The following is a 24,111-nucleotide window of genomic DNA, read 5'->3' on the forward strand; positions in this document are numbered from 1 at the left end:
ATGCGACGCTAACGCGTCTTATCCGACCTACAGTTGGTGACCGCAAGGCCGGATAAAGCGTTTGCGCCGCATCCAGCAATCCCTTTTGCTTCCTTTATCTTTTCTTTCAACGATCACAAATTTCGTTTTATTTCTTTTTTCTCCATTGAACTTTCAATTTCTTTTCTATAGATTTTAATCAACGAAAGACATCACCAAGTGAAATGAAACGAAAGGCAAGTGAAAGCGACAACGCCCGACGTCAAGTTCATCAGACTAAGGATTGAGTTATGCCAGAAAATTACACCCCTGCTGCCGCCGCAACCGGTACATGGACTGAAGAAGAGATCCGCCATCAGCCTCGCGCATGGATCCGTTCACTCACCAACATCGACGCGCTACGTTCCGCGCTCAATAACTTCCTTGAACCGTTACTGCGCAAAGAGAATCTGCGGATCATCCTGACCGGAGCCGGAACGTCGGCATTTATCGGTGACATCATCGCGCCGTGGCTCGCCAGCCATACCGGTAAAAACTTCAGCGCCGTACCGACCACCGATCTGGTCACCAATCCGATGGACTACCTGAACCCAGCTCATCCGCTGCTGTTGATCTCCTTCGGTCGATCCGGCAACAGCCCGGAAAGCGTCGCAGCCGTGGAACTGGCAAATCAATTTGTACCGGAATGCTATCACCTGCCGATCACCTGCAACGAAGCGGGCGCTCTTTACCAAAACGCGATCAACAGCGATAACGCGTTTGCCCTGCTGATGCCCGCAGAAACGCACGATCGCGGCTTTGCGATGACCAGCAGCATTACCACCATGATGGCCAGCTGCCTCGCGGTTTTCGCACCTGAGACGATCAACAGCCAAACCTTCCGCGACGTGGCGGATCGTTGCCAGGCGATCCTGACCTCACTGGGCGATTTCAGCGAAGGTGTGTTTGGTTACGCACCGTGGAAACGGATCGTTTATCTCGGTAGCGGTGGCTTACAGGGCGCAGCACGCGAGTCGGCGCTGAAAGTGCTGGAACTGACGGCGGGTAAACTGGCGGCCTTTTATGATTCTCCAACCGGATTCCGTCATGGACCAAAATCGCTGGTCGATGACGAAACGCTGGTGGTGGTATTTGTCTCCAGCCACCCTTACACCCGTCAGTATGATCTTGATCTGCTGGCTGAACTTCGCCGTGACAACCAGGCAATGCGTGTAATCGCCATCGCCGCGGAAAGCAGCGACATCGTCGCTGCCGGTCCACATATCATCCTGCCACCGTCACGTCACTTTATCGACGTTGAGCAGGCATTTTGCTTCCTGATGTACGCCCAGACGTTTGCACTGATGCAGTCGCTGCACATGGGCAATACGCCGGATACCCCATCAGCCAGTGGCACCGTTAACCGCGTGGTGCAAGGCGTAATCATTCATCCGTGGCAGGCATAAGAGGATCGCATTATGAGCATTATCTCCACTAAATATCTGTTACAGGACGCCCAGGCCAATGGCTACGCGGTGCCTGCTTTTAACATTCATAACGCCGAGACGATCCAAGCGATCCTCGAAGTGTGCAGTGAAATGCGATCGCCGGTGATCCTCGCCGGAACGCCGGGGACCTTTAAACACATCGCGCTGGAAGAGATCTACGCCCTGTGTAGCGCCTATTCCACAACCTACAACATGCCACTGGCGCTGCATCTCGACCACCACGAATCGCTGGATGATATTCGCCGTAAAGTCCACGCAGGTGTGCGCAGTGCGATGATCGACGGCAGCCACTTCCCGTTTGCCGAGAACGTGAAGCTGGTGAAATCGGTTGTTGACTTCTGCCACTCACAAGATTGCAGCGTGGAAGCAGAACTGGGCCGCCTGGGCGGTGTTGAAGATGACATGAGCGTTGACGCCGAAAGTGCATTCCTGACCGATCCACAAGAAGCTAAACGCTTTGTCGAACTGACTGGCGTCGACAGCCTGGCGGTAGCGATTGGTACGGCGCACGGCTTATACAGCAAAACGCCGAAGATTGATTTCCAGCGGCTGGCGGAAATTCGTGAAGTGGTGGATGTTCCTCTGGTGCTGCATGGTGCCAGCGATGTTCCGGATGAATTTGTCCGTCGCACTATTGAACTTGGCGTCACAAAAGTGAACGTTGCCACAGAATTAAAAATAGCCTTCGCTGGCGCGGTTAAAGCCTGGTTTGCGGAAAATCCGCAGGGTAATGATCCTCGTTATTATATGCGCGTCGGAATGGATGCGATGAAAGAAGTTGTCAGAAATAAAATTAATGTCTGTGGTTCAGCGAATCGAATTTCAGCATAATCATTAGTTTTTTATGATTTATCCCAATGTACTTCCCGATTAATATCGGGGAGTGCCTTAATGGAAAAGGAGATAACTAAACCTTAATAAATACATCACTACAATATCGCAACAATAATATATTTAAAAAAATTATATTATTCAACTTTATGGTGAGGATTACACAATGACCAGTCCAAATATTCTCTTAACCCGTATTGATAACCGTCTGGTTCACGGTCAGGTTGGCGTGACCTGGACATCCACCATCGGTGCAAATCTGCTGGTAGTCGTGGATGATGTTGTCGCTAACGATGATATTCAACAGAAATTAATGGGTATTACCGCGGAAACCTACGGCTTTGGCATTCGTTTCTTTACTATCGAAAAAACCATTAACGTCATCGGCAAAGCTGCACCACATCAGAAGATCTTCCTGATTTGCCGTACGCCACAAACGGTACGTAAATTGGTAGAAGGTGGTATTGACCTGAAAGATGTCAACGTCGGCAATATGCATTTCTCGGAAGGGAAAAAGCAAATCAGCAGTAAAGTTTATGTCGATGACCAGGATCTCACGGACTTACGTTTTATTAAACAACGTGGCGTGAATGTTTTCATTCAGGACGTCCCTGGCGATCAAAAAGAACAAATCCCTGACTAAATCTAAAATCGCCTTAATATTGGTTTGAGGTAATAAAAATGCATGAAATAACCCTACTTCAGGGATTATCCCTGGCGGCGTTAGTTTTTGTTCTGGGGATTGATTTTTGGCTGGAAGCCTTATTTTTATTCCGCCCGATAATCGTTTGTACCCTAACTGGCGCTATTCTCGGTGATATTCAGACTGGCTTAATTACCGGTGGTCTGACAGAGTTGGCTTTCGCCGGATTAACCCCTGCAGGTGGTGTTCAGCCGCCCAACCCGATTATGGCGGGTCTGATGACCACCGTCATTGCATGGTCTACGGGCGTTGATGCCAAAACAGCAATTGGTCTTGGCCTGCCGTTTAGTTTGTTAATGCAGTACGTCATTCTGTTCTTCTATTCCGCTTTCTCATTATTTATGACCAAAGCCGATAAATGCGCGAAAGAGGCGGATACGGCAGCGTTTTCCCGGCTTAACTGGACAACGATGCTCATCGTCGCTTCAGCGTATGCGGTGATTGCTTTCCTCTGTACTTACCTGGCACAGGGGGCGATGCAGGCGCTGGTGAAAGCGATGCCCGCCTGGCTGACCCACGGCTTTGAAGTGGCTGGCGGTATTCTGCCTGCCGTTGGTTTTGGCTTGCTGCTGCGCGTAATGTTCAAAGCGCAATATATCCCTTACCTGATCGCCGGTTTCCTGTTTGTTTGCTACATCCAGGTCAGCAACCTGTTGCCGGTTGCCGTACTGGGCGCAGGCTTTGCGGTGTATGAGTTTTTCAATGCGAAATCCCGGCAGCAAGCGCAACCGCAGCCCGTTGCCAGTAAAAATGAAGAAGAGGACTACAGCAATGGGATCTGAAATCAGTAAAAAAGATATCACCCGTCTGGGCTTTCGTTCGTCGCTGCTGCAAGCGAGCTTTAACTACGAAAGGATGCAGGCGGGCGGTTTTACTTGGGCGATGTTGCCGATCCTGAAAAAGATTTATAAGGACGACAAACCGGGCTTAATCGCGGCGATGAAAGATAACCTCGAATTTATTAATACCCACCCGAATCTGGTCGGATTCCTGATGGGGTTATTAATTTCGATGGAAGAAAAAGGAGAAAACCGCGACACCATTAAAGGCCTCAAAGTGGCACTGTTTGGCCCAATCGCCGGGATTGGCGATGCGATTTTCTGGTTTACTTTGTTGCCGATTATGGCGGGAATTTGCTCATCATTTGCCAGCCAGGGAAACCTGCTGGGGCCGATTCTATTTTTCGCCGTTTACCTGCTTATCTTTTTCCTGCGCGTCGGCTGGACCCACGTCGGTTATTCAGTCGGCGTGAAGGCGATCGATAAAGTGCGAGAGAACTCGCAGATGATTGCCCGTTCGGCAACCATCCTCGGGATCACGGTAATCGGCGGGCTGATCGCTTCGTATGTGCATATTAACGTGGTGACATCGTTTGCCATCGACAGTACCCACAGCGTCGCGCTGCAGCAGGATTTCTTCGATAAAGTCTTCCCGAACATTTTACCGATGGCCTACACCCTGCTGATGTATTACTTCCTGCGGGTGAAAAAAGCGCATCCGGTGCTGTTAATCGGCGTGACTTTTGTGCTCTCTATTGTTTGTTCCGCATTCGGCATTTTGTAAATGGAACGAGGCACTGCGTCTGGCGGTGCCTCTTTACTTAAGGAATTTCATCCTGTGCAAACCCTTCAGCAAGTTGAAAACTATACGGCGTTAAGTGAACGTGCCAGCGAATATTTATTGGCCGTGATCCGTAGCAAACCGGATGCCGTGATTTGCCTGGCGACCGGAGCCACGCCATTACTGACGTATCATTATCTGGTAGAAAAAATCCACCAGCAGCAGGTTGATGTCAGCCAGCTCACCTTCGTGAAGCTCGACGAATGGGTGGATCTGCCATTAACGATGCCTGGTACCTGCGAAACTTTCCTGCAACAGCATATCGTGCAGCCGCTGGGGCTACGTGAAGACCAGCTCATCAGCTTTCGCTCCGAAGAGATAAATGAGACAGAGTGCGAACGGGTAACGAACCTGATTGCGCGCAAAGGCGGTCTGGATTTATGCGTTCTCGGATTGGGGAAAAACGGTCATCTTGGGCTGAACGAACCGGGAGAAAGCCTGCAACCGGCCTGCCATATCAGTCAACTTGATGCCAGAACACAGCAACATGAGATGTTAAAAACCGCGGGTCGCCCCGTGACTCGTGGGATCACCTTAGGCCTGAAGGATATTCTCAATGCCCGCGAAGTTTTGTTACTGGTGACTGGCGAAGGAAAGCAGGATGCGACAGATCGTTTTCTCACGGCTAAAGTCTCTACCGCTATCCCGGCTTCATTTTTATGGCTGCACAGTAACTTTATTTGTTTAATTAACACCTAACCAGATGAAAAATTTGCTCAAAATGTTTAAATTAACTTATGTAACAGTCACGCATTATATTAAATAACATTTGACTGGGTTGAACATAACGCCGATAGCAAAAGGAGTTATGTTCAACAATTTAATTTTAGATATACATATAACTTGTTCTATTAATAAATCACCTCGTATTCTGACTCGCCCCCTGGCGCAGCAAAGTCAGGCATTTATACTCTTTTGAATACATAGAAAATTGATATCAATATAATGAAAATATCAAATATTTGCATATAAATATAATCTTAAAGTTCAGTCTATTTAATGTTCAATGAAATATTTCTGCCTGTATAATCTTTAAAGATATTGAACATATATTCACATTAAATATGATTATGTACTTGTTACAAGGATAAGGTTATATATGAATAAAGTTACAAAAACAGCTATTGCGGGCTTACTTGCGCTTTTCGCAGGTAATGCCGCTGCAACCGATGGTGAAATAGTTTTTGATGGCGAGATTTTAAAATCCGCTTGTGAAATCAATGACTCTGATAAGAAAATTGAAGTTGCTCTTGGTCACTATAATGCCGAACAGTTTCGTAATATTGGCGAGCGTAGCCCAAAAATTCCATTCACTATTCCTTTAGTTAACTGCCCAATGACTGGGTGGGAGCACGATAACGGCAACGTTGAAGCGTCTTTCCGTCTATGGCTGGAAACGCGAGATAATGGCACCGTCCCTAACTTCCCTAATCTGGCAAAAGTAGGCTCTTTTGCTGGCATAGCGGCAACAGGTGTGGGTATCCGTATTGACGATGCGGAAAGCGGAAACATTATGCCACTGAATGCTATGGGCAATGATAACACGGTTTATCAGATCCCGGCGGAATCCAATGGTATTGTCAATGTTGACCTCATCGCTTACTACGTATCAACCGTAGTTCCATCAGAAATCACCCCAGGGGAAGCAGACGCTATCGTTAACGTAACGCTGGATTACCGTTAATACGTTAGGGCGTTATCTGACCTGTCAGATAACGCCCTTTTCCTTCCTCTTTCTCGTTGTATCAGGTTGAAAAATAACTATGTCAAAACGAACATTCGCGGTGATATTAACCTTGTTGTGTAGCTTCTGTATTGGCCAGGCGCTTGCAGGAGGAATCGTTTTACAGCGAACGCGAGTGATCTATGATGCCAGCCGCAAAGAGGCTGCGTTACCTGTCGCAAACAAAGGCGCAGAAACGCCTTATTTACTGCAATCATGGGTAGATAATATAGATGGTAAAAGCCGTGCCCCATTTATTATAACCCCACCGCTATTTCGTCTTGAGGCTGGCGATGACTCATCACTGCGAATTATTAAAACAGCTGATAACCTGCCTGAAAATAAAGAGTCGCTGTTCTACATTAATGTTCGTGCCATTCCAGCAAAGAAAAAATCAGATGATGTTAATGCTAACGAGTTGACGCTGGTATTTAAAACACGGATCAAAATGTTTTATCGCCCCGCACACCTGAAGGGACGGGTAAACGATGCGTGGAAATCACTGGAATTTAAACGTAGTGACCATTCACTCAATATATATAACCCAACTGAATATTACGTCGTATTTGCCGGACTGGCAGTCGATAAAACCGATCTCACAAGCAAAATTGAATATATCGCGCCCGGAGAACATAAACAGTTACCACTTCCTGCATCTGGCGGAAAGAACGTGAAATGGGCTGCGATCAATGATTATGGCGGCAGTTCCGGGACAGAAACTCGTCCACTGCAATAAAAAATATAAAAACACAGGTCATCAGGGAATGCCACAACGACACCACCAGGGACATAAACGCACACCGAAACAGTTGGCGCTCATCATCAAACGTTGTTTGCCGATGGTGCTCACTGGCAGCGGCATGCTTTGCACTACCGCTAACGCCGAAGAGTATTATTTCGACCCCATTATGCTGGAAACCACAAAAAGTGGTATGCAAACAACCGATCTGTCGCGTTTTTCAAAAAAATATGCACAACTACCAGGAACTTATCAGGTTGATATCTGGCTGAATAAAAAGAAGGTTTCACAGAAAAAAATTACATTTACCGCCAATGCAGAGCAACTTCTGCAGCCACAGTTTACGGTAGAACAACTACGTGAGCTGGGTATTAAGGTGGATGAAATCCCGGCGCTGGCTGAAAAAGATGACGATAGCGTGATCAACTCGCTTGAACAAATCATTCCCGGTACAGCTGCTGAATTTGATTTCAATCATCAGCAACTTAATTTGAGCATTCCCCAAATTGCACTGTACCGTGATGCAAGAGGTTACGTCTCCCCTTCTCGTTGGGACGATGGTATACCAACGCTGTTTACCAACTACTCGTTTACAGGTTCTGATAACCGTTACCGCCAGGGCAATCGTAGCCAACGACAGTACCTGAATATGCAAAATGGTGCTAATTTTGGCCCCTGGCGATTACGCAACTATTCCACATGGACACGCAACGATCAGACATCAAGCTGGAATACCATCAGTAGTTATTTACAACGTGATATCAAGGCGTTGAAGTCTCAGTTGCTTCTGGGAGAAAGCGCCACCAGCGGCAGTATTTTTTCCAGCTACACCTTTACTGGCGTGCAACTCGCTTCCGACGATAATATGTTGCCAAACAGCCAGCGCGGATTTGCCCCAACGGTACGCGGTATCGCAAACAGTAGTGCAATCGTGACTATCAGGCAAAATGGTTATGTGATCTATCAAAGCAACGTGTCAGCGGGTGCCTTTGAAATTAACGATCTCTACCCCTCTTCCAACAGCGGCGATTTAGAAGTCACGATTGAAGAAAGTGACGGTACACAACGTCGCTTTATCCAGCCTTATTCTTCATTACCCATGATGCAGCGACCTGGGCATCTAAAGTATAGCGCGACCGCTGGACGCTATCGCGCTGATGCAAACAGTGATAGCAAGGAACCCGAATTTGCTGAAGCCACGGCAATATATGGTTTGAATAATACTTTTACGCTGTATGGCGGCCTGCTCGGTTCTGAAGATTATTATGCGCTGGGGATCGGTATCGGCGGCACACTTGGCGCACTGGGCGCGTTGTCGATGGATATCAACAGAGCTGACACCCAATTCGATAACCAGCACTCTTTTCATGGCTATCAATGGCGTACGCAGTACATCAAAGATATCCCTGAAACCAACACCAATATCGCTGTCAGCTACTATCGCTATACCAACGATGGCTATTTTAGTTTTAATGAAGCCAATACCCGCAATTGGGACTATAACAGTCGCCAAAAAAGTGAAATTCAATTCAACATCAGCCAGACAATATTTGATGGGGTAAGTCTGTATGCCTCCGGTTCGCAGCAAGACTATTGGGGCAATAACGATAAAAACAGGAATATCTCTGTTGGGGTTTCCGGCCAGCAATGGGGAGTTGGTTACAGCCTGAATTATCAATACAGCCGCTACACTGATCAAAATAATGACCGCGCACTCTCTTTGAATCTCAGTATTCCGTTAGAACGCTGGTTACCGCGTAGCCGGGTTTCCTATCAGATGACCAGCCAGAAAGATCGCCCAACCCAACATGAAATGCGTCTTGATGGCTCACTGCTGGATGATGGTCGCCTGAGCTATAGCCTGGAACAAAGTCTGGATGACGATAACAACCATAACAGTAGCCTGAACGCCAGTTACCGTTCACCTTATGGCACCTTCAGTGCCGGATACAGCTACGGTAATGACAGCAGCCAATACAATTACGGCGTTACCGGCGGCGTGGTTATCCATCCTCATGGCGTGACGCTCTCGCAATATCTGGGCAACGCTTTTGCGCTTATCGATGCTAACGGAGCATCTGGCGTGAGGATACAAAACTATCCGGGGATTGCTACCGATCCTTTTGGCTATGCAGTGGTTCCTTATCTCACAACTTATCAGGAAAACCGTCTCTCGGTAGATACTACGCAGCTGCCCGATAACGTCGATCTTGAACAAACAACACAGTTTGTGGTGCCCAACAGAGGTGCAATGGTAGCGGCGCGTTTCAACGCCAATATCGGTTATCGCGTACTTGTTACAGTCAGCGATCGCAACGGTAAACCGTTGCCCTTTGGCGCTCTTGCCAGCAACGATGATACGGGGCAACAAAGTATCGTCGATGAGGGCGGCATACTATATCTCTCTGGGATATCGAGTAAATCACAAAGCTGGACTGTACGCTGGGGAAATCAGGCAGATCAACAATGTCAGTTTGCTTTCAGTACACCGGATTCAGAACCTACAACCTCTGTATTACAAGGCACAGCGCAGTGCCATTAAGGATAAAAAAATGAAAAGAGCGCCTCTTATAACAGGTCTTTTGTTGATATCCACATCCTGCGCTTATGCCTCCTCAGGAGGGTGTGGAGCCGACAGCACTAGCGGTGCGACAAATTACAGCAGTGTGGTTGATGATGTTACGGTGAACCAGACAGATAACGTGACAGGACGGGAGTTTACCTCTGCAACGCTAAGTAGCACTAACTGGCAATACGCCTGTTCCTGCTCTGCGGGTAAGGCAGTTAAACTTGTCTATATGGTCAGCCCCGTACTTACCACCACTGGACATCAGACAGGATATTACAAACTCAATGACAGCCTGGATATTAAAACCACATTACAGGCAAACGACATTCCAGGACTCACAACCGACCAGGTTGTCTCTGTTAACACCCGATTCACACAGATAAAAAACAACACGGTATATTCTGCTGCAACCCAAACGGGTGTTTGCCAGGGTGATACGTCTCGTTATGGACCCGTTAATATTGGTGCGAACACCACCTTTACCCTGTATGTCACCAAGCCATTTCTCGGCTCGATGACCATTCCGAAAACGGATATTGCCGTCATTAAAGGCGCGTGGGTCGATGGAATGGGAAGCCCGTCTACAGGTGACTTCCATGATTTAGTCAAGTTATCGATTCAGGGAAATCTCACCGCCCCACAGTCGTGCAAAATTAATCAGGGCGATGTTATTAAGGTTAATTTTGGATTCATCAATGGTCAGAAGTTTACCACCCGCAATGCCATGCCAGACGGTTTTACTCCAGTAGACTTTGATATCACTTATGACTGTGGTGATACTTCAAAGATTAAAAACTCGTTGCAAATGCGCATCGACGGTACAACTGGGGTAGTAGACCAGTACAACCTGGTCGCCAGGCGAAGAAGTTCAGACAATGTGCCCGATGTCGGTATTCGTATTGAAAATCTCGGCGGCGGAGTTGCAAATATTCCTTTTCAGAACGGTATCCTTCCCGTTGATCCTTCCGGGCATGGCACCGTCAATATGCGCGCCTGGCCAGTTAATCTGGTCGGTGGTGAGCTGGAAACAGGAAAATTTCAGGGCACAGCCACCATTACCGTCATCGTGCGGTAAAAGAAGACGTTGCGTTTTGATTAACGCAACGCTTCGGCACTGTTACCCCTGCTGCTCCAGCGCATACTTATACAGCGCATTTTTCTTCACGCCGTGAATTTCTGCGGCCAGCGCCGCCGCTTTTTTCAGCGGCAGTTCTGCCTGTAGCAGCGCCAGCGTGCGCAGGGCATCGGCGGGTAAGTCTTCTTCCTGTGCTTTATGACCTTCGACAATCAGCACCATTTCGCCTTTGCGACGGTTTTCATCTTCCTTTACCCACGCCAGCAGCTCGCCAACGGGCGCGCCGTGAATGGTTTCCCAGGTTTTGGTCAGCTCACGCGCCAGAACCACGTAGCGGGATTCGCCTAATACCGCAACGATATCTTCCAGGCTATCTAACAGACGGTGGGTAGATTCATAAAAAATCAGCGTGCGCGGCTCCGCTTCAATGGCTTTTAGCGCATCACGGCGGCCTTTTGATTTGGCAGGTAAAAAGCCTTCGTAACAGAAACGGTCAGAGGGTAAACCCGCTGCGCTTAACGCAGTGATAGCAGCACACGGCCCGGGTAGCGGCACCACGCGGATCCCCGCTTCACGGCAGGTACGCACCAGATGGTAGCCAGGATCGTTAATTAGCGGCGTTCCGGCATCGGAAACCAGCGCAATATTTTGCCCCTCTTGCAGCTTCGCCAGCAGCGTTTCAGCTTTTTGTTGTTCGTTATGGTCGTGCAGCGCAAACAACCGGGCATTAATCCCAAAATGTTGCAGCAATAAACCGGTGTGACGAGTATCCTCGGCGGCAATCAGATCAACGGCCTGTAATACCTCTAACGCACGCTGGGTGATATCCGCCAGATTGCCGATTGGCGTCGGTACAATGTAAAGCTGGCCCTGAGAATTATCCGCCGATTGGTGTTGTTTCATTGTGTCGTCCGTATTGCCGATTTAATATTGAGCATTGCGTAAAAAAAATATCACTGGATACATTATGGTACCCTCAACATTTTCTCGTTTGAAAGCCGCGCGTTGTCTGCCTGTTGTTCTGGCAGCCCTGATTTTCGCCGGTTGTGGCACCCATACTCCCGATCAGTCCACTGCTTATATGCAGGGCACGGCGCAGGCTGATTCTGCCTTTTATCTTCAGCAGATGCAGCAAAGCTCTGATGATACCAGGATCAACTGGCAATTACTCGCCATTCGTGCACTGGTGAAAGAAGGTAAAACCGGGCAGGCGGTTGAGTTGTTTAACCAACTACCGCAAGAACTGAACGATGCTCAGCGTCGCGAGAAAACACTGCTGGCGGTAGAGATTAAACTGGCGCAGAAAGATTTTGCTGGCGCGCAAAACTTGCTGGCGAAAATCACACCTGCCGATTTAGAACAAAACCAGCAAGCGCGTTACTGGCAGGCAAAAATCGATGCCAGCCAGGGGCGTCCTTCCATTGATTTACTGCGCGCGTTAATTGCTCAGGAACCGCTGCTTGGCGCGAAAGAAAAACAGCAGAATATTGATGCCACCTGGCAGGCGCTCTCCTCCATGACTCAGGAACAGGCGAATACGCTGGTGATCAACGCCGACGAAAATATTCTGCAAGGCTGGCTGGATCTGCAGCGCGTCTGGTTTGATAACCGTAACGATCCCGACATGATGAAAGCCGGGATCGCCGACTGGCAGAAACGTTATCCGAACAATCCGGGCGCGAAAATGCTGCCAACGCAGTTGGTTAACGTAAAAGCGTTTAAACCAGCCTCGACCAACAAAATCGCCCTGCTGTTGCCACTGAATGGCCAGGCAGCGGTATTTGGTCGCACTATTCAGCAAGGCTTTGAAGCGGCGAAAAATATCGGCACTCAGCCAGTGGCAGCTCAGGTAGCTGCCGCACCTGCCGCAGACGTAGCTGAACAACCTCAGCCGCAAACCGTGGATGGCGTTGCCAGCCCGGCACAAGCCTCGGTTAGCGATCTGACCGGTGAACAGCCTGCAGCCCAGCCGGTGCCTGTAAGCGCCCCGGCGACAAGCACCGCAGCGGTAAGCGCACCCGCAAATCCATCCGCAGAGCTGAAAATCTACGATACCTCATCACAACCACTTAGCCAGATCTTAAGCCAGGTTCAGCAGGATGGCGCGAGTATTGTGGTCGGTCCGTTGCTGAAAAATAACGTTGAAGAGTTGCTGAAGAGCAACACTCCGCTGAACGTACTGGCACTGAACCAGCCGGAGAATATCGAAAATCGCGTCAATATTTGTTACTTCGCGCTTTCACCGGAAGACGAAGCGCGCGATGCAGCGCGTCATATTCGTGACCAGGGTAAACAAGCGCCGCTGGTGCTGATCCCACGCAGTTCATTGGGCGATCGCGTAGCCAATGCGTTTGCGCAAGAGTGGCAGAAACTGGGCGGCGGCACCGTTCTGCAACAAAAATTTGGTTCCACCAGCGAATTACGCGCGGGTGTTAACGGCGGTTCTGGTATTGCTTTAACGGGTAGCCCGATTACTCTCAGAGCGACAACCGACTCCGGCATGACGACCAACAATCCAACGCTGCAAACCACGCCAACCGATGACCAGTTCACCAATAATGGCGGTCGTGTCGATGCGGTGTACATTGTGGCAACGCCGGGTGAAATCGCTTTTATCAAACCGATGATCGCCATGCGTAACGGTAGCCAGAGCGGTGCAACGCTGTACGCCAGCTCCCGCAGTGCGCAAGGGACCGCTGGCCCGGATTTCCGACTGGAGATGGAAGGCTTGCAGTACAGCGAAATCCCGATGCTGGCAGGCGGTAATCTACCGTTAATGCAGCAGGCACTCAGCGCGGTGAATAACGATTATTCACTGGCTCGCATGTATGCGATGGGCGTCGATGCCTGGTCGCTGGCAAATCATTTCTCACAAATGCGCCAGGTTCAGGGTTTTGAAATCAACGGTAATACCGGAAGCCTGACGGCTAACCCGGATTGCGTGATTAACAGGAACTTATCATGGCTACAGTACCAACAAGGTCAGGTAGTCCCCGTCAGTTAACCACCAAACAGACCGGCGATGCGTGGGAAGCACAAGCGCGTCGCTGGCTGGAAGGCAAAGGACTGCGGTTTATCGCCGCTAACGTGAACGAGCGTGGCGGCGAGATCGATCTGATAATGCGTGAAGGCCGGACCACCATTTTTGTCGAGGTACGCTATCGCCGCTCTGCGCTTTATGGCGGCGCGGCAGCCAGTGTGACCCGCAGCAAACAACACAAATTATTACAGACTGCCCGCTTGTGGCTCGCGCGTCATAATGGGAGTTTTGATACTGTGGATTGCCGGTTCGATGTGGTAGCCTTCACCGGGAATGAGGTTGAGTGGATTAAGGATGCCTTTAATGACCACTCATAATTAAGGTTTAAGGATTAGCGTGCAAGAAAGAATTAAAGCTTGCTTCACTGAAAGCATTCAAACTCAAATTGCGGCGGCAGAGGCGCTTCCGGATGCCATCTCCCGTGCAGCCATGACGCTGGTTCAGTCTCTGCTCAATGGCAACAAAATCCTCTGTTGTGGTAATGGAACTTCCGCTGCCAATGCACAGCATTTTGCTGCCAGCATGATCAACCGTTTCGAAACGGAGCGGCCCAGCTTACCTGCCATTGCACTAAATACTGATAATGTTGTCTTAACGGCGATTGCCAACGATCGCTTACATGATGAAGTGTATGCAAAACAGGTGCGGGCGCTGGGTCATGCGGGAGATGTATTGTTAGCCATTTCCACCCGTGGCAACAGCCGCGATATTGTTAAAGCAGTTGAAGCCGCCGTTACGCGTGATATGACCATTGTGGCATTGACCGGCTATGACGGCGGCGAACTTGCAGGTTTGTTAGGGCCACAGGATGTGGAGATCCGCATTCCTTCGCATCGTAGTGCTCGCATTCAGGAAATGCATATGCTGACGGTAAATTGCCTGTGCGATCTGATCGATAACACGCTTTTCCCTCACCAGGATGATTAAGGAGAATACATGAAGGCATTATCGCCAATCGCAGTCCTTATTTCCGCGCTGCTGTTGCAAGGTTGTGTTGCCGCTGCCGTAGTGGGTACCGCTGCTGTGGGTACCAAAGCCGCAACTGACCCACGCAGTGTCGGCACCCAGGTGGACGATGGTACCCTGGAAGTGCGCGTGAACAGCGCATTGTCGAAAGACGAACAGATTAAGAAAGAAGCGCGCATTAATGTAACGGCCTATCAGGGCAAAGTGCTGCTGGTTGGGCAGTCACCAAATGCTGAACTTTCGGCTCGCGCCAAACAGATTGCTATGGGCGTAGACGGTGCCAACGAAGTGTATAACGAGATTCGTCAGGGCCAGCCGATTGGTCTGGGCGAAGCATCTAACGATACGTGGATCACCACCAAAGTGCGTTCGCAGCTCTTAACCAGCGACCTGGTGAAATCGTCCAACGTGAAAGTGACCACCGAAAACGGTGAAGTGTTCCTGATGGGGCTGGTGACTGAACGTGAAGCGAAAGCGGCGGCAGATATTGCCAGCCGGGTGAGCGGCGTGAAGCGGGTAACTACGGCGTTTACGTTTATTAAATAGCAGCCCCTTGTAATGCCTGATGCGACGCTTGCCGCGTCTTATCAGGCCTACAACGATACAAACCGTAGGTCAGATAAGGCGTTTACGCCGCATCCGACATGTTTTCCCTCAAATCAGAACAACAGCGCCAGCCCGCCGACAATCACACCAGACACTGCCACCATCGCCCCTGTCAGCCATAAGGCTTTCGCCGGGAACGCTTTGCGCAGCATAATCAGTGACGGCAAACTCACTGCCGGGAGCGTCATCAACAATGCCAGCGCCGGAGCGGTTCCCATACCTGCCAGCATCATCGTTTGTACAATCGGAATTTCTGCTGCCGTGGGAATGACAAACAAGCATCCTGCTACCGCCATCGCCACCACCCACATCAGGCTGTTATCGACAGCACCATCGGCATGGGGGAATAACCAGACGCGAGCGGCACCCAACACCAGTACTGCAAGGATGTAAACCGGGATCGTACTCCAGAAAAGCGTCCATAGCGCCCTGCCCCAGCGGCTAAAAAACCCGCCCTGTGCTTCCGGTATGTCAATTTCGACCGGTGCCTGCGTTTGCGGTGTTTCACGCACCCATTTTTGCACCAGCGTCGCAATCAGCAACACCATCACCAGCCCGGCCACCAGACGAATCGCCGCAAAACCCCAGCCGAGGACAAAGCCCATAAACACCAGCGTCGCCGGGTTTAACACCGGATTGCCCATCCAGAATGCCAGCGCACCGCCCATCGACACCTGTTGGCGACGCATTCCCGCCGCGACCGGAGCCGCACAGCAGGTACACATCATGCCCGGCAACGAAAACAGCGTTCCCAGCAGCGTGCCGCGAAAGCGCGATTGCCCAAGCGTACGCAACAACCAGTCACGCGGGATCAGCACCTGAATCAACGAACCGAGGATCACCCCCAGCACCGCCGCTTTCCATACCGCGAGGAAATAGATCATCGCGTAATCCAACGCCGCCTGCCATGGGTTAGCATCCGCCTGCGCAAGGATAGATTTACCGATACTGTGGGTTTCGGCAGCAGTAAACGCTTTGCCGTAGTAAGGTTCCCATTTCACATACCAGAGACCGGCAATGACAACGAGAAAGAAAAGCGCGGGTTTCCACCACTGAATGGGCGTTGCCGCCTGAGATGAAGACTGACCAGTCATAGCATTCCCCAGGAATAAGTTATGATAATTGAGCGCGTGAATATTACGCTCACTATCAATTCTTGGGAATAATTATTCAGCTCTTTTGCGTAATTCTGAAGAGCTTAAAATCGTCACGCCTTCATGCTCAGGCCGCATCGACTCTGCCAGCATGACCCGCGCCACGTCTCTCGCATCAATGGATTTCCAGTTACCTGGTAACAAACGGAACAGCGGCGCAAAAAGCGTTTCGTTCATCCGCTGTTTGCTACGATCGCCCAGTAACATCGACGGGCGAGCAATGGTCAATTTCGGCCAGTTCTGGGCGATTAATGCTTCTTCCATCTCCCCTTTGACGCGGTTATAGAAAAACGGCGAGTGGGCATTGGCACCCATCGCACTGACTACCAACATATGCTGCGCGCCCAGTCGCCGCCCGGTTAATGCGGTATCCACTACCAGCGTGTAATCGGCATGAATAAACGCCTCTTTGCTCCCCGCTTCTCGCCGCGTGGTGCCGAGACAACAAAACACAATGTCGATGGGATCGGTGACCTGCGCCAACGCGTCACTCAGTTGCGGATCATGGGGATTAAACACCCCGGGCATATCGCCCAACGGACGTCGCGTCGGCGCAGCAATGGCGTTAACTTTCGGTTCGTTAATCAACATCCGCAGCAGGTGACCGCCCACCAGCCCCGTTGCGCCTGTAATCAGTACCTGACTCATCTTCGCTCCTTTACAGAATTGTCTGCCTTGCGCTCCACGGCTCATGCACCAGGCTTAATAGACCATGAGGTAATTATCCCCGATTGTGGGAAATTCGCCTCATCCAATGCAACAACGCGGAGGAAGCATGAGTAAGAAAATTGCCGTTTTAATCACTGATGAATTTGAGGATTCAGAATTTACTTCACCCGCAGACGAGTTCCGTAAAGCCGGACACGAAGTGATTACCATTGAAAAACAAGCGGGTAAAACGGTGAAAGGCAAAAAAGGAGAAGCCAGCGTGACCATCGATAAATCCATCGATGAAGTGACGCCTGCGGAGTTTGATGCCCTGCTGCTACCGGGCGGCCATTCACCGGATTATCTGCGTGGGGACAACCGTTTTGTCACCTTTACCCGTGATTTTGTGAATAGTGGCAAACCGGTGTTTGCCATCTGTCACGGCCCGCAGTTGCTGATCAGCGCCGATGTGATTCGGGGGCGCAAACTGACCGCAGTTAAACCGATCATTATTGATGTTAAAAATGCGGGCGCGGAATTTTACGATCAGGAAGTCGTGGTTGATAAAGATCAGCTGGTTACCAGCCGGACACCGGACGATCTGCCAGCGTTTAACCGCGAGGCGTTACGCCTGCTCGGTGCCTGAGTCGCGTAGCCAAATCATTTTTTTACCAAAGCCCAGCGTGTTGTCGGTGAATTTGATTTCATCGAGCCGGATTTCCCACACCGGGGCCGACAGCATTCTGGCAACCGGAAAGCGACGATTGTACGCCTTGCGCGCGAGGTCGCTTTCCTCACCTTCCAGCCTGCGGATCTCACCTTTAAACTGCACACCGCGAATTAACGCTACCGTTTTCGGCTGACCGTTTACCGTTCCGGCAACCGCAGCCTGCGGCCCACTCATCTGCGCGTGGCGCGTTTTTTCTTCCGTCAAAATGTAGAAGGCGACTTTCTGCGCATCAAAAAGATAAAAGGCATTAGCGCACCAGAGTTCCCCTTCCTGCTGCACACACCAAGTGACAACATGTTGTTTTGCCAGCCAACGGCTGATGGCGATGAGTGTTTCCATTGCTGTTCTCTTTTATACTGTGGGCCTGACCTTAACATGCGACGCAGACGATGACACCCTGGTTTCTTTACTTGATCCGTACCGCCGACAATAAGCTTTATACCGGGATCACCACGGATGTCGAACGCCGCTATCAGCAGCACCAAAGCGGCAAAGGGGCGAAAGCACTGCGCGGGAAAGGAGAACTAACGCTGGTGTTTTCCGCGCCAGTGGGCGATCGTTCGCTGGCGTTACGGGCGGAATATCGCGTTAAGCAACTGACCAAACGGCAAAAAGAGCGTCTGGTAGCGGAAGGCGCAGGGTTTGCAGAGCTGTTAAGCAGTCTGCAAACCCCGGAGATTAAAAGCGATTGAAATGCTCGTGATACTCAACCAGGCCGGTAACGCCATTCAGCGCGTCATCCGCTAAACGATGTACCTGGAAGGCGCTTTCAGTGCCCGGCCAGCGGCAACGCAGATCGTGATGCGCCGCCAGTTCAAAGCCGAAACGACTGTACAGCGCCGGATCGCCCAGCGTCACCACTGCGGCATAGCCGAACTCATTAAGCGAATCGAGTCCTTCATAGACCAGTTGGCGTGCCAGCCCCTGTCCACGGTATTTTTCATCAACCGCCAACGGTGCCATGCCGACCCATTGCAGGTCTTCGCCCTGCACATCAACCGGACTAAATGCCACATAGCCAATGACCTGACCTTCGTCATCTGTCGCCACCAGCCCCAGCGTCAGAAAGCCATCTTCACGCAGATCGTGAACCAGCTTCGCTTCCGCATCACTTTCGAATGAGCGACGCAGCAGGGCATCAATACCCGGCGCATCAATGGGAATTTCTACTCGAATTAGCATGGTTCACCTACCGATGTCTGTTTGGTTTCAGGCGCGGTTTTCATTCCCGCCTCAACAAAATCCGCCAGTTGCAGCAGCATCATGCGTAAGGCTTTCGGCATTTGCTCCAGTTCAATGGCGTCCATCAGGTTTTTCACATACAGCCCCAGCTCCGTATCGCCTTCAATCACCAGCCGACGCTGGAAGAAGAGCGTATCCGGATCTTGTTTACGCGCCGCAATCATCAGCAGATCGCTGGCGTCGGCACTAAAACTCACATCAGCTTGCGCGTTCTGGCTAACGACCAGTTTGCCATTCACCACCGAGGTAAACCATTGCAGGTCAATATCACGCACATGAATACTTAACCAGCGGCCTTCAAGAAACTCCAGCTCGCCATCATCCAGCGCCTGGCGGAATTGCCAGCTTAAGACCTGCTCAAGAACCTGGCGTTTTAGCGCAAATGGCGTCAGTTTTACCGGTACACTCAACAGAGATGGCCCCAAATGCACAATACGGGAACGCAGTTTATCCAACACGAGTTTTACTCCCTGTTTCAACAATCATCCTATTTTGCCATATCAGAAAAATAACATAGCGGTATAAATCAACAATTCCATATGAAATTGCTGCTACCACCAATACAACTTTAACTGCCTTAAATCAAAAATTGTCGCAGCAAGGTTAACTAAAATCCCAGTTCGTTAACATTTTTGCGTTTTGATAGCGCAACCTTCAGGAAAAATTATGGAGCTGCTCTGCCCTGCCGGAAATCTCCCGGCGCTTAAGGCGGCCATCGAAAACGGCGCAGATGCTGTTTATATCGGGCTAAAAGATGATACCAATGCCCGTCACTTCGCCGGCCTTAACTTTACCGAGAAAAAATTGCAGGAAGCGGTGAGTTTTGTCCATCAACATCGCCGCAAACTTCACATCGCGATTAACACTTTTGCGCATCCGGACGGTTACGCCCGTTGGCAGCGCGCCGTGGATATGGCGGCGCAGCTGGGTGCCGACGCGCTGATCCTCGCCGACCTCGCCATGCTGGAGTACGCCGCCGAGCGTTATCCGCATATTGAGCGCCACGTATCGGTGCAGGCTTCGGCGACCAATGAAGAGGCGATTAACTTTTATCATCGCCATTTTGACGTTGCTCGCGTGGTGCTGCCGCGCGTGTTGTCGATTCATCAGGTGAAACAACTGGCACGGGTCACACCTGTACCACTGGAAGTCTTTGCTTTCGGCAGCCTGTGCATTATGTCGGAAGGTCGTTGCTATCTGTCGTCGTATCTGACGGGTGAGTCGCCCAACACCATAGGCGCGTGTTCTCCGGCCCGTTTCGTGCGCTGGCAACAAACGCCGCAGGGGCTGGAATCCCGCCTGAACGAAGTGCTGATCGACCGTTATCAGGACGGCGAAAACGCAGGTTATCCGACGCTATGTAAAGGGCGTTATCTGGTGGACGGCGAGCGCTATCACGCGCTGGAAGAACCAACCAGTCTCAATACCCTGGAACTGCTGCCGGAGTTAATGGCGGCGAATATTGCTTCGGTGAAAATTGAAGGCCGCCAGCGTAGCCCGGCGTATGTCAGCCAGGTGGCGAAAGTCTGGCGTCAGGCTATCGACCGTTGTAAGGCCGATCCGCAAAACTTTGTACCGCAAAGCGCGTGGATGGAGACGCTCGGGTCGATGTCCGAAGGCACGCAAACCACTCTTGGCGCATATCACCGTAAATGGCAGTGAGAAAAGCAATGAAATATTCCTTAGGGCCAGTGCTGTGGTACTGGCCAAAAGAGACGCTGGAAGAATTTTATCAGCAGGCCGCCACCAGCAGCGCCGACGTGATTTATCTTGGTGAAGCGGTATGCAGCAAGCGTCGGGCAACCAAAGTTGGCGACTGGCTGGAGATGGCAAAATCGCTCGCCGGGAGTGGTAAGCAGATTGTGCTCTCCACGCTGGCGCTGGTGCAGGCATCATCTGAACTGGGCGAACTGAAACGCTATGTTGAGAACGGTGAGTTTCTGATTGAAGCCAGCGATCTCGGCGTGGTGAATATGTGCGCTGAACGCAAACTGCCGTTCGTCGCCGGGCACGCGCTGAACTGCTACAACGCGGTGACACTGAAAATATTGCTCAAACAGGGCATGATGCGCTGGTGTATGCCAGTGGAGCTTTCCCGCGACTGGCTGGTGAATCTGCTTAATCAGTGCGATGAGCTGGGCATTCGTAACCAGTTTGAAGTGGAAGTCCTGAGCTACGGTCATCTGCCGCTGGCCTACTCCGCCCGCTGCTTTACCGCGCGTTCGGAAGACCGCCCGAAAGATGAGTGTGAAACCTGCTGCATTAAGTATCCGAACGGGCGCAACGTGCTGTCGCAGGAAAACCAACAAGTGTTTGTACTCAATGGCATTCAGACCATGAGCGGCTACGTTTACAACCTCGGTAACGAGCTGGCATCCATGCAGGGCCTGGTTGATGTGGTCCGCCTGTCACCGCAGGGTACTGACACTTTCGCGATGCTCGACGCCTTCCGCGCTAATGAAAATGGCGCTGCACCACTGCCGTTGACGGCGAACAGCGACTGTAACGGCTACTGGCGGCGGCTGGCAGGACTGGAGCTGCAAGCCTAAGTAAATAGCTCACTTTGTTAACAACTTTAACTACTCTTTAATGCAGTATTAAAGATTAATCGGTAACAAAGTGAGCTGTTATGACTGATAAAACCATTGCGTTTTCGCTACTCGATCTGGCCCCCATTCCCGAAGGTTCTTCAGCGCGAGAAGCATTCTCCCACTCTCTCGATCTCGCCCGTCTGGCTGAAAAGCGCGGCTATCATCGCTACTGGCTGGCAGAACACCACAATATGACTGGCATTGCCAGTGCTGCCACGTCGGTATTGATCGGCTATCTGGCGGCGAATACCACCACGCTGCATCTGGGGTCTGGCGGCGTGATGTTGCCTAACCACTCACCGTTGGTTATTGCAGAACAGTTCGGCACGCTTAATACACTCTATCCGGGGCGAATCGATTTGGGGCTGGGTCGTGCTCCGGGTAGTGACCAACGGACAATGATGGCGCTACGTCGTCATATGAGCGGCGATATTGATAATTTCCCCCGCGATGTGGCGGAGCTGGTGGACTGGTTTGACGCCCGCGATCCCAATCCGCATGTGCGCCCGGTACCAGGCTATGGCGAGAAAATCCCCGTGTGGTTGTTAGGCTCCAGCCTTTACAGCGCGCAACTGGCGGCGCAGCTTGGTCTGCCGTTTGCGTTTGCCTCACACTTCGCGCCGGATATGCTGTTCCAGGCGCTGCATCTTTATCGCAGCAACTTCAAACCGTCAGCACGGCTGGAAAAACCATACGCGATGGTGTGCATCAATATTATCGCCGCCGACAGCAACCGCGACGCTGAATTTCTGTTTACCTCAATGCAGCAAGCCTTTGTGAAGCTGCGCCGTGGCGAAACCGGGCAACTGCCGCCGCCGATTCAAAATATGGATCAGTTCTGGTCACCGTCTGAGCAGTATGGCGTGCAGCAGGCGCTGAGTATGTCGTTGGTAGGTGATAAAGCGAAAGTGCGTCATGGCTTGCAGTCGATCCTGCGCGAAACCGACGCCGATGAGATTATGGTCAACGGGCAGATTTTCGACCACCAGGCGCGGCTGCATTCGTTTGAGCTGGCGATGGATGTTAAGGAAGAGTTGTTGGGATAGTGTGTCTTAACGCGGGAAGCCTTATCCGAGCTGGCAACGCTGTCCTACATAGACCTGATAAGCGAAGCGCATCAGGCATTGTGTAGGCAGCAGAAATGTCGGATAAGGCACCGCTGATTACTGATACACCGGCAGTAAATTAAAGCTCGATAAAATATGCACCAGTGCGTTGCCGACGCCAAACACCAGAATCAGCGCAATCATCGGCTTGCCACCCCAGACGCGGAATTTCGGGCTGCCAAAGCGTTTACGCGATGCACGGGCTAACAGCGCCGGAACAATTGCCGCCCAGATGGTAGCCGCTAAACCAGCATAACCAATGGCGTACAGGAATCCGTTCGGGAACAACAGCCCCCCCACAACTGGCGGGGCAAAGGTCAGCAATGCCGTTTTCAAGCGGCCCACAGCCGAGTCGTCGAAACCAAACAGATCTGCCAGATAGTCAAACAAACCCAGCGTTACGCCGAGGAACGAACTCGCTACCGCAAAGTTTGAGAACACGACCAGCAGCAGATCCAGACTACGGCTGTTCAGTACGCCGCTTAACGCCTGTACCAGCACATCAATATTACCGCCCTTCTCTGCAATACCGATAAACTCCGGACGCGGGATGTTACCCATCGTCGCCAGCAACCAGATGGTATACAGCGCCAGCGCCATCAGCGTACCGTACACCAGACATTTCACGATGGTTTTCGGATCTTTGCCGTAATACTTCATCAGGCTTGGCACGTTACCGTGATAACCAAACGATGCCAGACAGAACGGCAGGGTCATCAACAGATACGGTGCATAAGACGCATTGCTTTCGGCGACGTTGAACAATGTCGCAGGCTGCACATGCCCCAGCAGGCTACCAAAGGTGAGGAAGAAGGTAATGACTTTCGCCCCCAGCACAATCGCTGTCATGCGACTGACGGCTTTAGTGCTCAACCACACCACAAACGCTACCAGCAATGCAAAACCAAAACCCGCCGCCCGTGCCGGGACGTTTAGTGACATCTCTGCGAAGGTGTGATGCAGAATCGAACCACTGGCAGAAATATAGGCATAGGTCAGGATATAGAGCACAAAGGCAATGGAAATGCCGTTGACCACGTTCCAGCCTTTGCCCAGCAAATCTTTGGTGATGGTGTCAAAACTCGAACCGATTCTGTAATTCAGGTTAGCTTCCAGAATCATCAAGCCGGAATGCAGCATACAGAACCAGGTAAAGATCAGCGCCGCCATTGACCAGAAAAACCACGCCCCGGACATGACCACTGGCAGAGAAAACATCCCTGCGCCAATAATGGTGCCGCCGATAATCACCACGCCGCCAAGCAGCGACGGTGACGTTTGGGTGGTGGTTAGTGTTGCCAT

General features: G+C 51.0%; 26 protein-coding genes. 19 read left to right on the forward strand and 7 right to left on the reverse strand.

What is annotated here, in order from left to right:
- The first annotated feature begins 269 nt into the window (after positions 1-269).
- The 10 genes from K0778_RS12025 to K0778_RS12070 all read left to right on the forward strand — a co-directional run bounded on the left by K0778_RS12025 (position 270) and on the right by K0778_RS12070 (position 10,726).
- Positions 270-1,424 (forward strand): AgaS family sugar isomerase, encoded by a 1,155-nt coding sequence (locus K0778_RS12025; RefSeq protein ID WP_001114869.1) that lies wholly within the window; start codon positions 270-272, stop codon positions 1,422-1,424.
- A gap of 12 nt (positions 1,425-1,436) precedes the next feature.
- Positions 1,437-2,297 (forward strand): tagatose-bisphosphate aldolase subunit KbaY, encoded by an 861-nt coding sequence (gene kbaY / locus K0778_RS12030; protein WP_000022766.1) that lies wholly within the window; start codon positions 1,437-1,439, stop codon positions 2,295-2,297.
- Positions 2,298-2,463: 166 nt separating this feature from the next.
- Positions 2,464-2,940, forward strand: coding sequence for a PTS galactosamine transporter subunit IIB (agaB, locus tag K0778_RS12035; protein WP_000203711.1), 477 nt, complete (start codon positions 2,464-2,466; stop codon positions 2,938-2,940).
- Between the two features lie 38 nt (positions 2,941-2,978).
- Positions 2,979-3,782: a PTS galactosamine transporter subunit IIC gene (gene agaC / locus K0778_RS12040; RefSeq protein WP_000544489.1), complete on the forward strand. Its 804-nt coding sequence runs from the start codon at positions 2,979-2,981 to the stop codon at positions 3,780-3,782.
- On the forward strand, positions 3,772-4,563 hold the full coding sequence (gene agaD / locus K0778_RS12045) for a PTS galactosamine transporter subunit IID (RefSeq protein WP_021559526.1): 792 nt from the start codon (positions 3,772-3,774) through the stop codon (positions 4,561-4,563). Before agaC ends, agaD begins: the two co-directional genes overlap by 11 nt.
- Entirely contained in the window at positions 4,564-5,319 is a 756-nt protein-coding gene (locus K0778_RS12050) for a galactosamine-6-phosphate isomerase (RefSeq protein WP_001300536.1), read from the forward strand.
- A gap of 400 nt (positions 5,320-5,719) precedes the next feature.
- Entirely contained in the window at positions 5,720-6,304 is a 585-nt protein-coding gene (locus K0778_RS12055; protein WP_001045432.1) for a fimbrial protein, read from the forward strand.
- 79 nt (positions 6,305-6,383) lie between these two features.
- The gene (locus K0778_RS12060) at positions 6,384-7,079 is read left to right on the forward strand and encodes a molecular chaperone (protein ID WP_000044775.1); all 696 of its coding nucleotides are present in this window, start codon (positions 6,384-6,386) and stop codon (positions 7,077-7,079) included.
- A 28-nt stretch (positions 7,080-7,107) separates the two neighbouring features.
- Entirely contained in the window at positions 7,108-9,624 is a 2,517-nt protein-coding gene (locus K0778_RS12065) for a fimbria/pilus outer membrane usher protein (RefSeq protein WP_001355538.1), read from the forward strand.
- 10 nt (positions 9,625-9,634) lie between these two features.
- Positions 9,635-10,726 (forward strand): fimbrial protein, encoded by a 1,092-nt coding sequence (locus K0778_RS12070; protein ID WP_000816992.1) that lies wholly within the window; start codon positions 9,635-9,637, stop codon positions 10,724-10,726.
- A 42-nt stretch (positions 10,727-10,768) separates the two neighbouring features.
- Here K0778_RS12070 and rsmI read toward each other — a convergent pair whose 3' ends face one another.
- Positions 10,769-11,629 (reverse strand): 16S rRNA (cytidine(1402)-2'-O)-methyltransferase, encoded by an 861-nt coding sequence (gene rsmI, locus K0778_RS12075; protein WP_000809262.1) that lies wholly within the window; start codon positions 11,627-11,629, stop codon positions 10,769-10,771.
- A gap of 64 nt (positions 11,630-11,693) precedes the next feature.
- Here rsmI and lpoA point away from each other — a divergent pair, with 64 nt between their 5' ends.
- Genes lpoA through dolP form a run of 4 tightly spaced genes read left to right on the forward strand, consistent with a single transcriptional unit; the run spans position 11,694 to position 15,278 of the window.
- Entirely contained in the window at positions 11,694-13,730 is a 2,037-nt protein-coding gene (gene lpoA / locus K0778_RS12080; protein ID WP_000249104.1) for a penicillin-binding protein activator LpoA, read from the forward strand.
- The gene (locus K0778_RS12085; RefSeq protein WP_000246830.1) at positions 13,688-14,083 is read left to right on the forward strand and encodes a YraN family protein; all 396 of its coding nucleotides are present in this window, start codon (positions 13,688-13,690) and stop codon (positions 14,081-14,083) included. The genes lpoA and K0778_RS12085 overlap by 43 nt, the downstream gene beginning before the upstream one ends.
- Before the next feature lie 19 nt (positions 14,084-14,102).
- On the forward strand, positions 14,103-14,693 hold the full coding sequence (gene diaA, locus K0778_RS12090) for a DnaA initiator-associating protein DiaA (protein ID WP_001158034.1): 591 nt from the start codon (positions 14,103-14,105) through the stop codon (positions 14,691-14,693).
- A 9-nt stretch (positions 14,694-14,702) separates the two neighbouring features.
- Entirely contained in the window at positions 14,703-15,278 is a 576-nt protein-coding gene (dolP, locus tag K0778_RS12095) for a division/outer membrane stress-associated lipid-binding lipoprotein (protein WP_000646033.1), read from the forward strand.
- 113 nt (positions 15,279-15,391) lie between these two features.
- Here the strand turns inward: dolP and K0778_RS12100 are convergent, their stop codons facing one another.
- The gene (locus tag K0778_RS12100) at positions 15,392-16,432 is read right to left on the reverse strand and encodes a permease (RefSeq protein WP_000147574.1); all 1,041 of its coding nucleotides are present in this window, start codon (positions 16,430-16,432) and stop codon (positions 15,392-15,394) included.
- Between the two features lie 72 nt (positions 16,433-16,504).
- Complete coding sequence (locus K0778_RS12105; protein WP_001300423.1) at positions 16,505-17,140, reverse strand: NAD(P)H-binding protein; 636 nt, start codon at positions 17,138-17,140, stop codon at positions 16,505-16,507.
- A gap of 127 nt (positions 17,141-17,267) precedes the next feature.
- Between K0778_RS12105 and yhbO the strand changes: the two genes are divergently transcribed.
- The gene (yhbO, locus tag K0778_RS12110; RefSeq protein ID WP_000037608.1) at positions 17,268-17,786 is read left to right on the forward strand and encodes a protein/nucleic acid deglycase; all 519 of its coding nucleotides are present in this window, start codon (positions 17,268-17,270) and stop codon (positions 17,784-17,786) included.
- Here yhbO and K0778_RS12115 read toward each other — a convergent pair.
- A complete protein-coding gene (locus tag K0778_RS12115) occupies positions 17,766-18,209 on the reverse strand; it encodes a YhbP family protein (protein WP_000449030.1) in 444 nt (147 codons plus the stop codon). The two genes, yhbO and K0778_RS12115, sit on opposite strands and share 21 nt — an antisense overlap.
- Positions 18,210-18,259: 50 nt before the next feature.
- On the opposite strand from K0778_RS12115, the gene yhbQ reads away from it, so the two are divergent.
- On the forward strand, positions 18,260-18,562 hold the full coding sequence (gene yhbQ, locus K0778_RS12120) for a DNA damage response exodeoxyribonuclease YhbQ (RefSeq protein WP_000189333.1): 303 nt from the start codon (positions 18,260-18,262) through the stop codon (positions 18,560-18,562).
- Here yhbQ and K0778_RS12125 read toward each other — a convergent pair.
- Both K0778_RS12125 and K0778_RS12130 read right to left on the reverse strand, forming a co-directional pair.
- Complete coding sequence (locus K0778_RS12125) at positions 18,549-19,052, reverse strand: GNAT family N-acetyltransferase (RefSeq protein ID WP_000908554.1); 504 nt, start codon at positions 19,050-19,052, stop codon at positions 18,549-18,551. The two genes, yhbQ and K0778_RS12125, sit on opposite strands and share 14 nt — an antisense overlap.
- Positions 19,046-19,570 (reverse strand): SCP2 domain-containing protein, encoded by a 525-nt coding sequence (locus K0778_RS12130; protein ID WP_001295552.1) that lies wholly within the window; start codon positions 19,568-19,570, stop codon positions 19,046-19,048. The genes K0778_RS12125 and K0778_RS12130 overlap by 7 nt, the downstream gene beginning before the upstream one ends.
- A 208-nt stretch (positions 19,571-19,778) precedes the next feature.
- Here K0778_RS12130 and K0778_RS12135 point away from each other — a divergent pair, with 208 nt between their 5' ends.
- The 3 genes from K0778_RS12135 (at position 19,779) to K0778_RS12145 (ending at position 22,749) form a co-directional block, all read left to right on the forward strand.
- Positions 19,779-20,774, forward strand: coding sequence for a peptidase U32 family protein (locus K0778_RS12135; RefSeq protein WP_001311152.1), 996 nt, complete (start codon positions 19,779-19,781; stop codon positions 20,772-20,774).
- Positions 20,775-20,782: 8 nt separating this feature from the next.
- Positions 20,783-21,661 carry a U32 family peptidase gene (locus K0778_RS12140; protein WP_001301318.1) on the forward strand — a complete coding sequence of 293 codons (879 nt, stop codon included), beginning with the start codon at positions 20,783-20,785 and terminating at the stop codon, positions 21,659-21,661.
- Between the two features lie 80 nt (positions 21,662-21,741).
- Entirely contained in the window at positions 21,742-22,749 is a 1,008-nt protein-coding gene (locus K0778_RS12145) for a luciferase-like monooxygenase (protein ID WP_000130380.1), read from the forward strand.
- 117 nt (positions 22,750-22,866) lie between these two features.
- Here the strand turns inward: K0778_RS12145 and mtr are convergent, their stop codons facing one another.
- Positions 22,867-24,111, reverse strand: a complete 1,245-nt coding sequence (mtr, locus tag K0778_RS12150) for a tryptophan permease (RefSeq protein ID WP_000224351.1) — start codon at positions 24,109-24,111, stop codon at positions 22,867-22,869.

This window comes from Escherichia sp. XD33 (genome assembly GCF_019375075.1).
Lineage (GTDB): Bacteria > Pseudomonadota > Gammaproteobacteria > Enterobacterales > Enterobacteriaceae > Enterobacter > Enterobacter flexneri_A.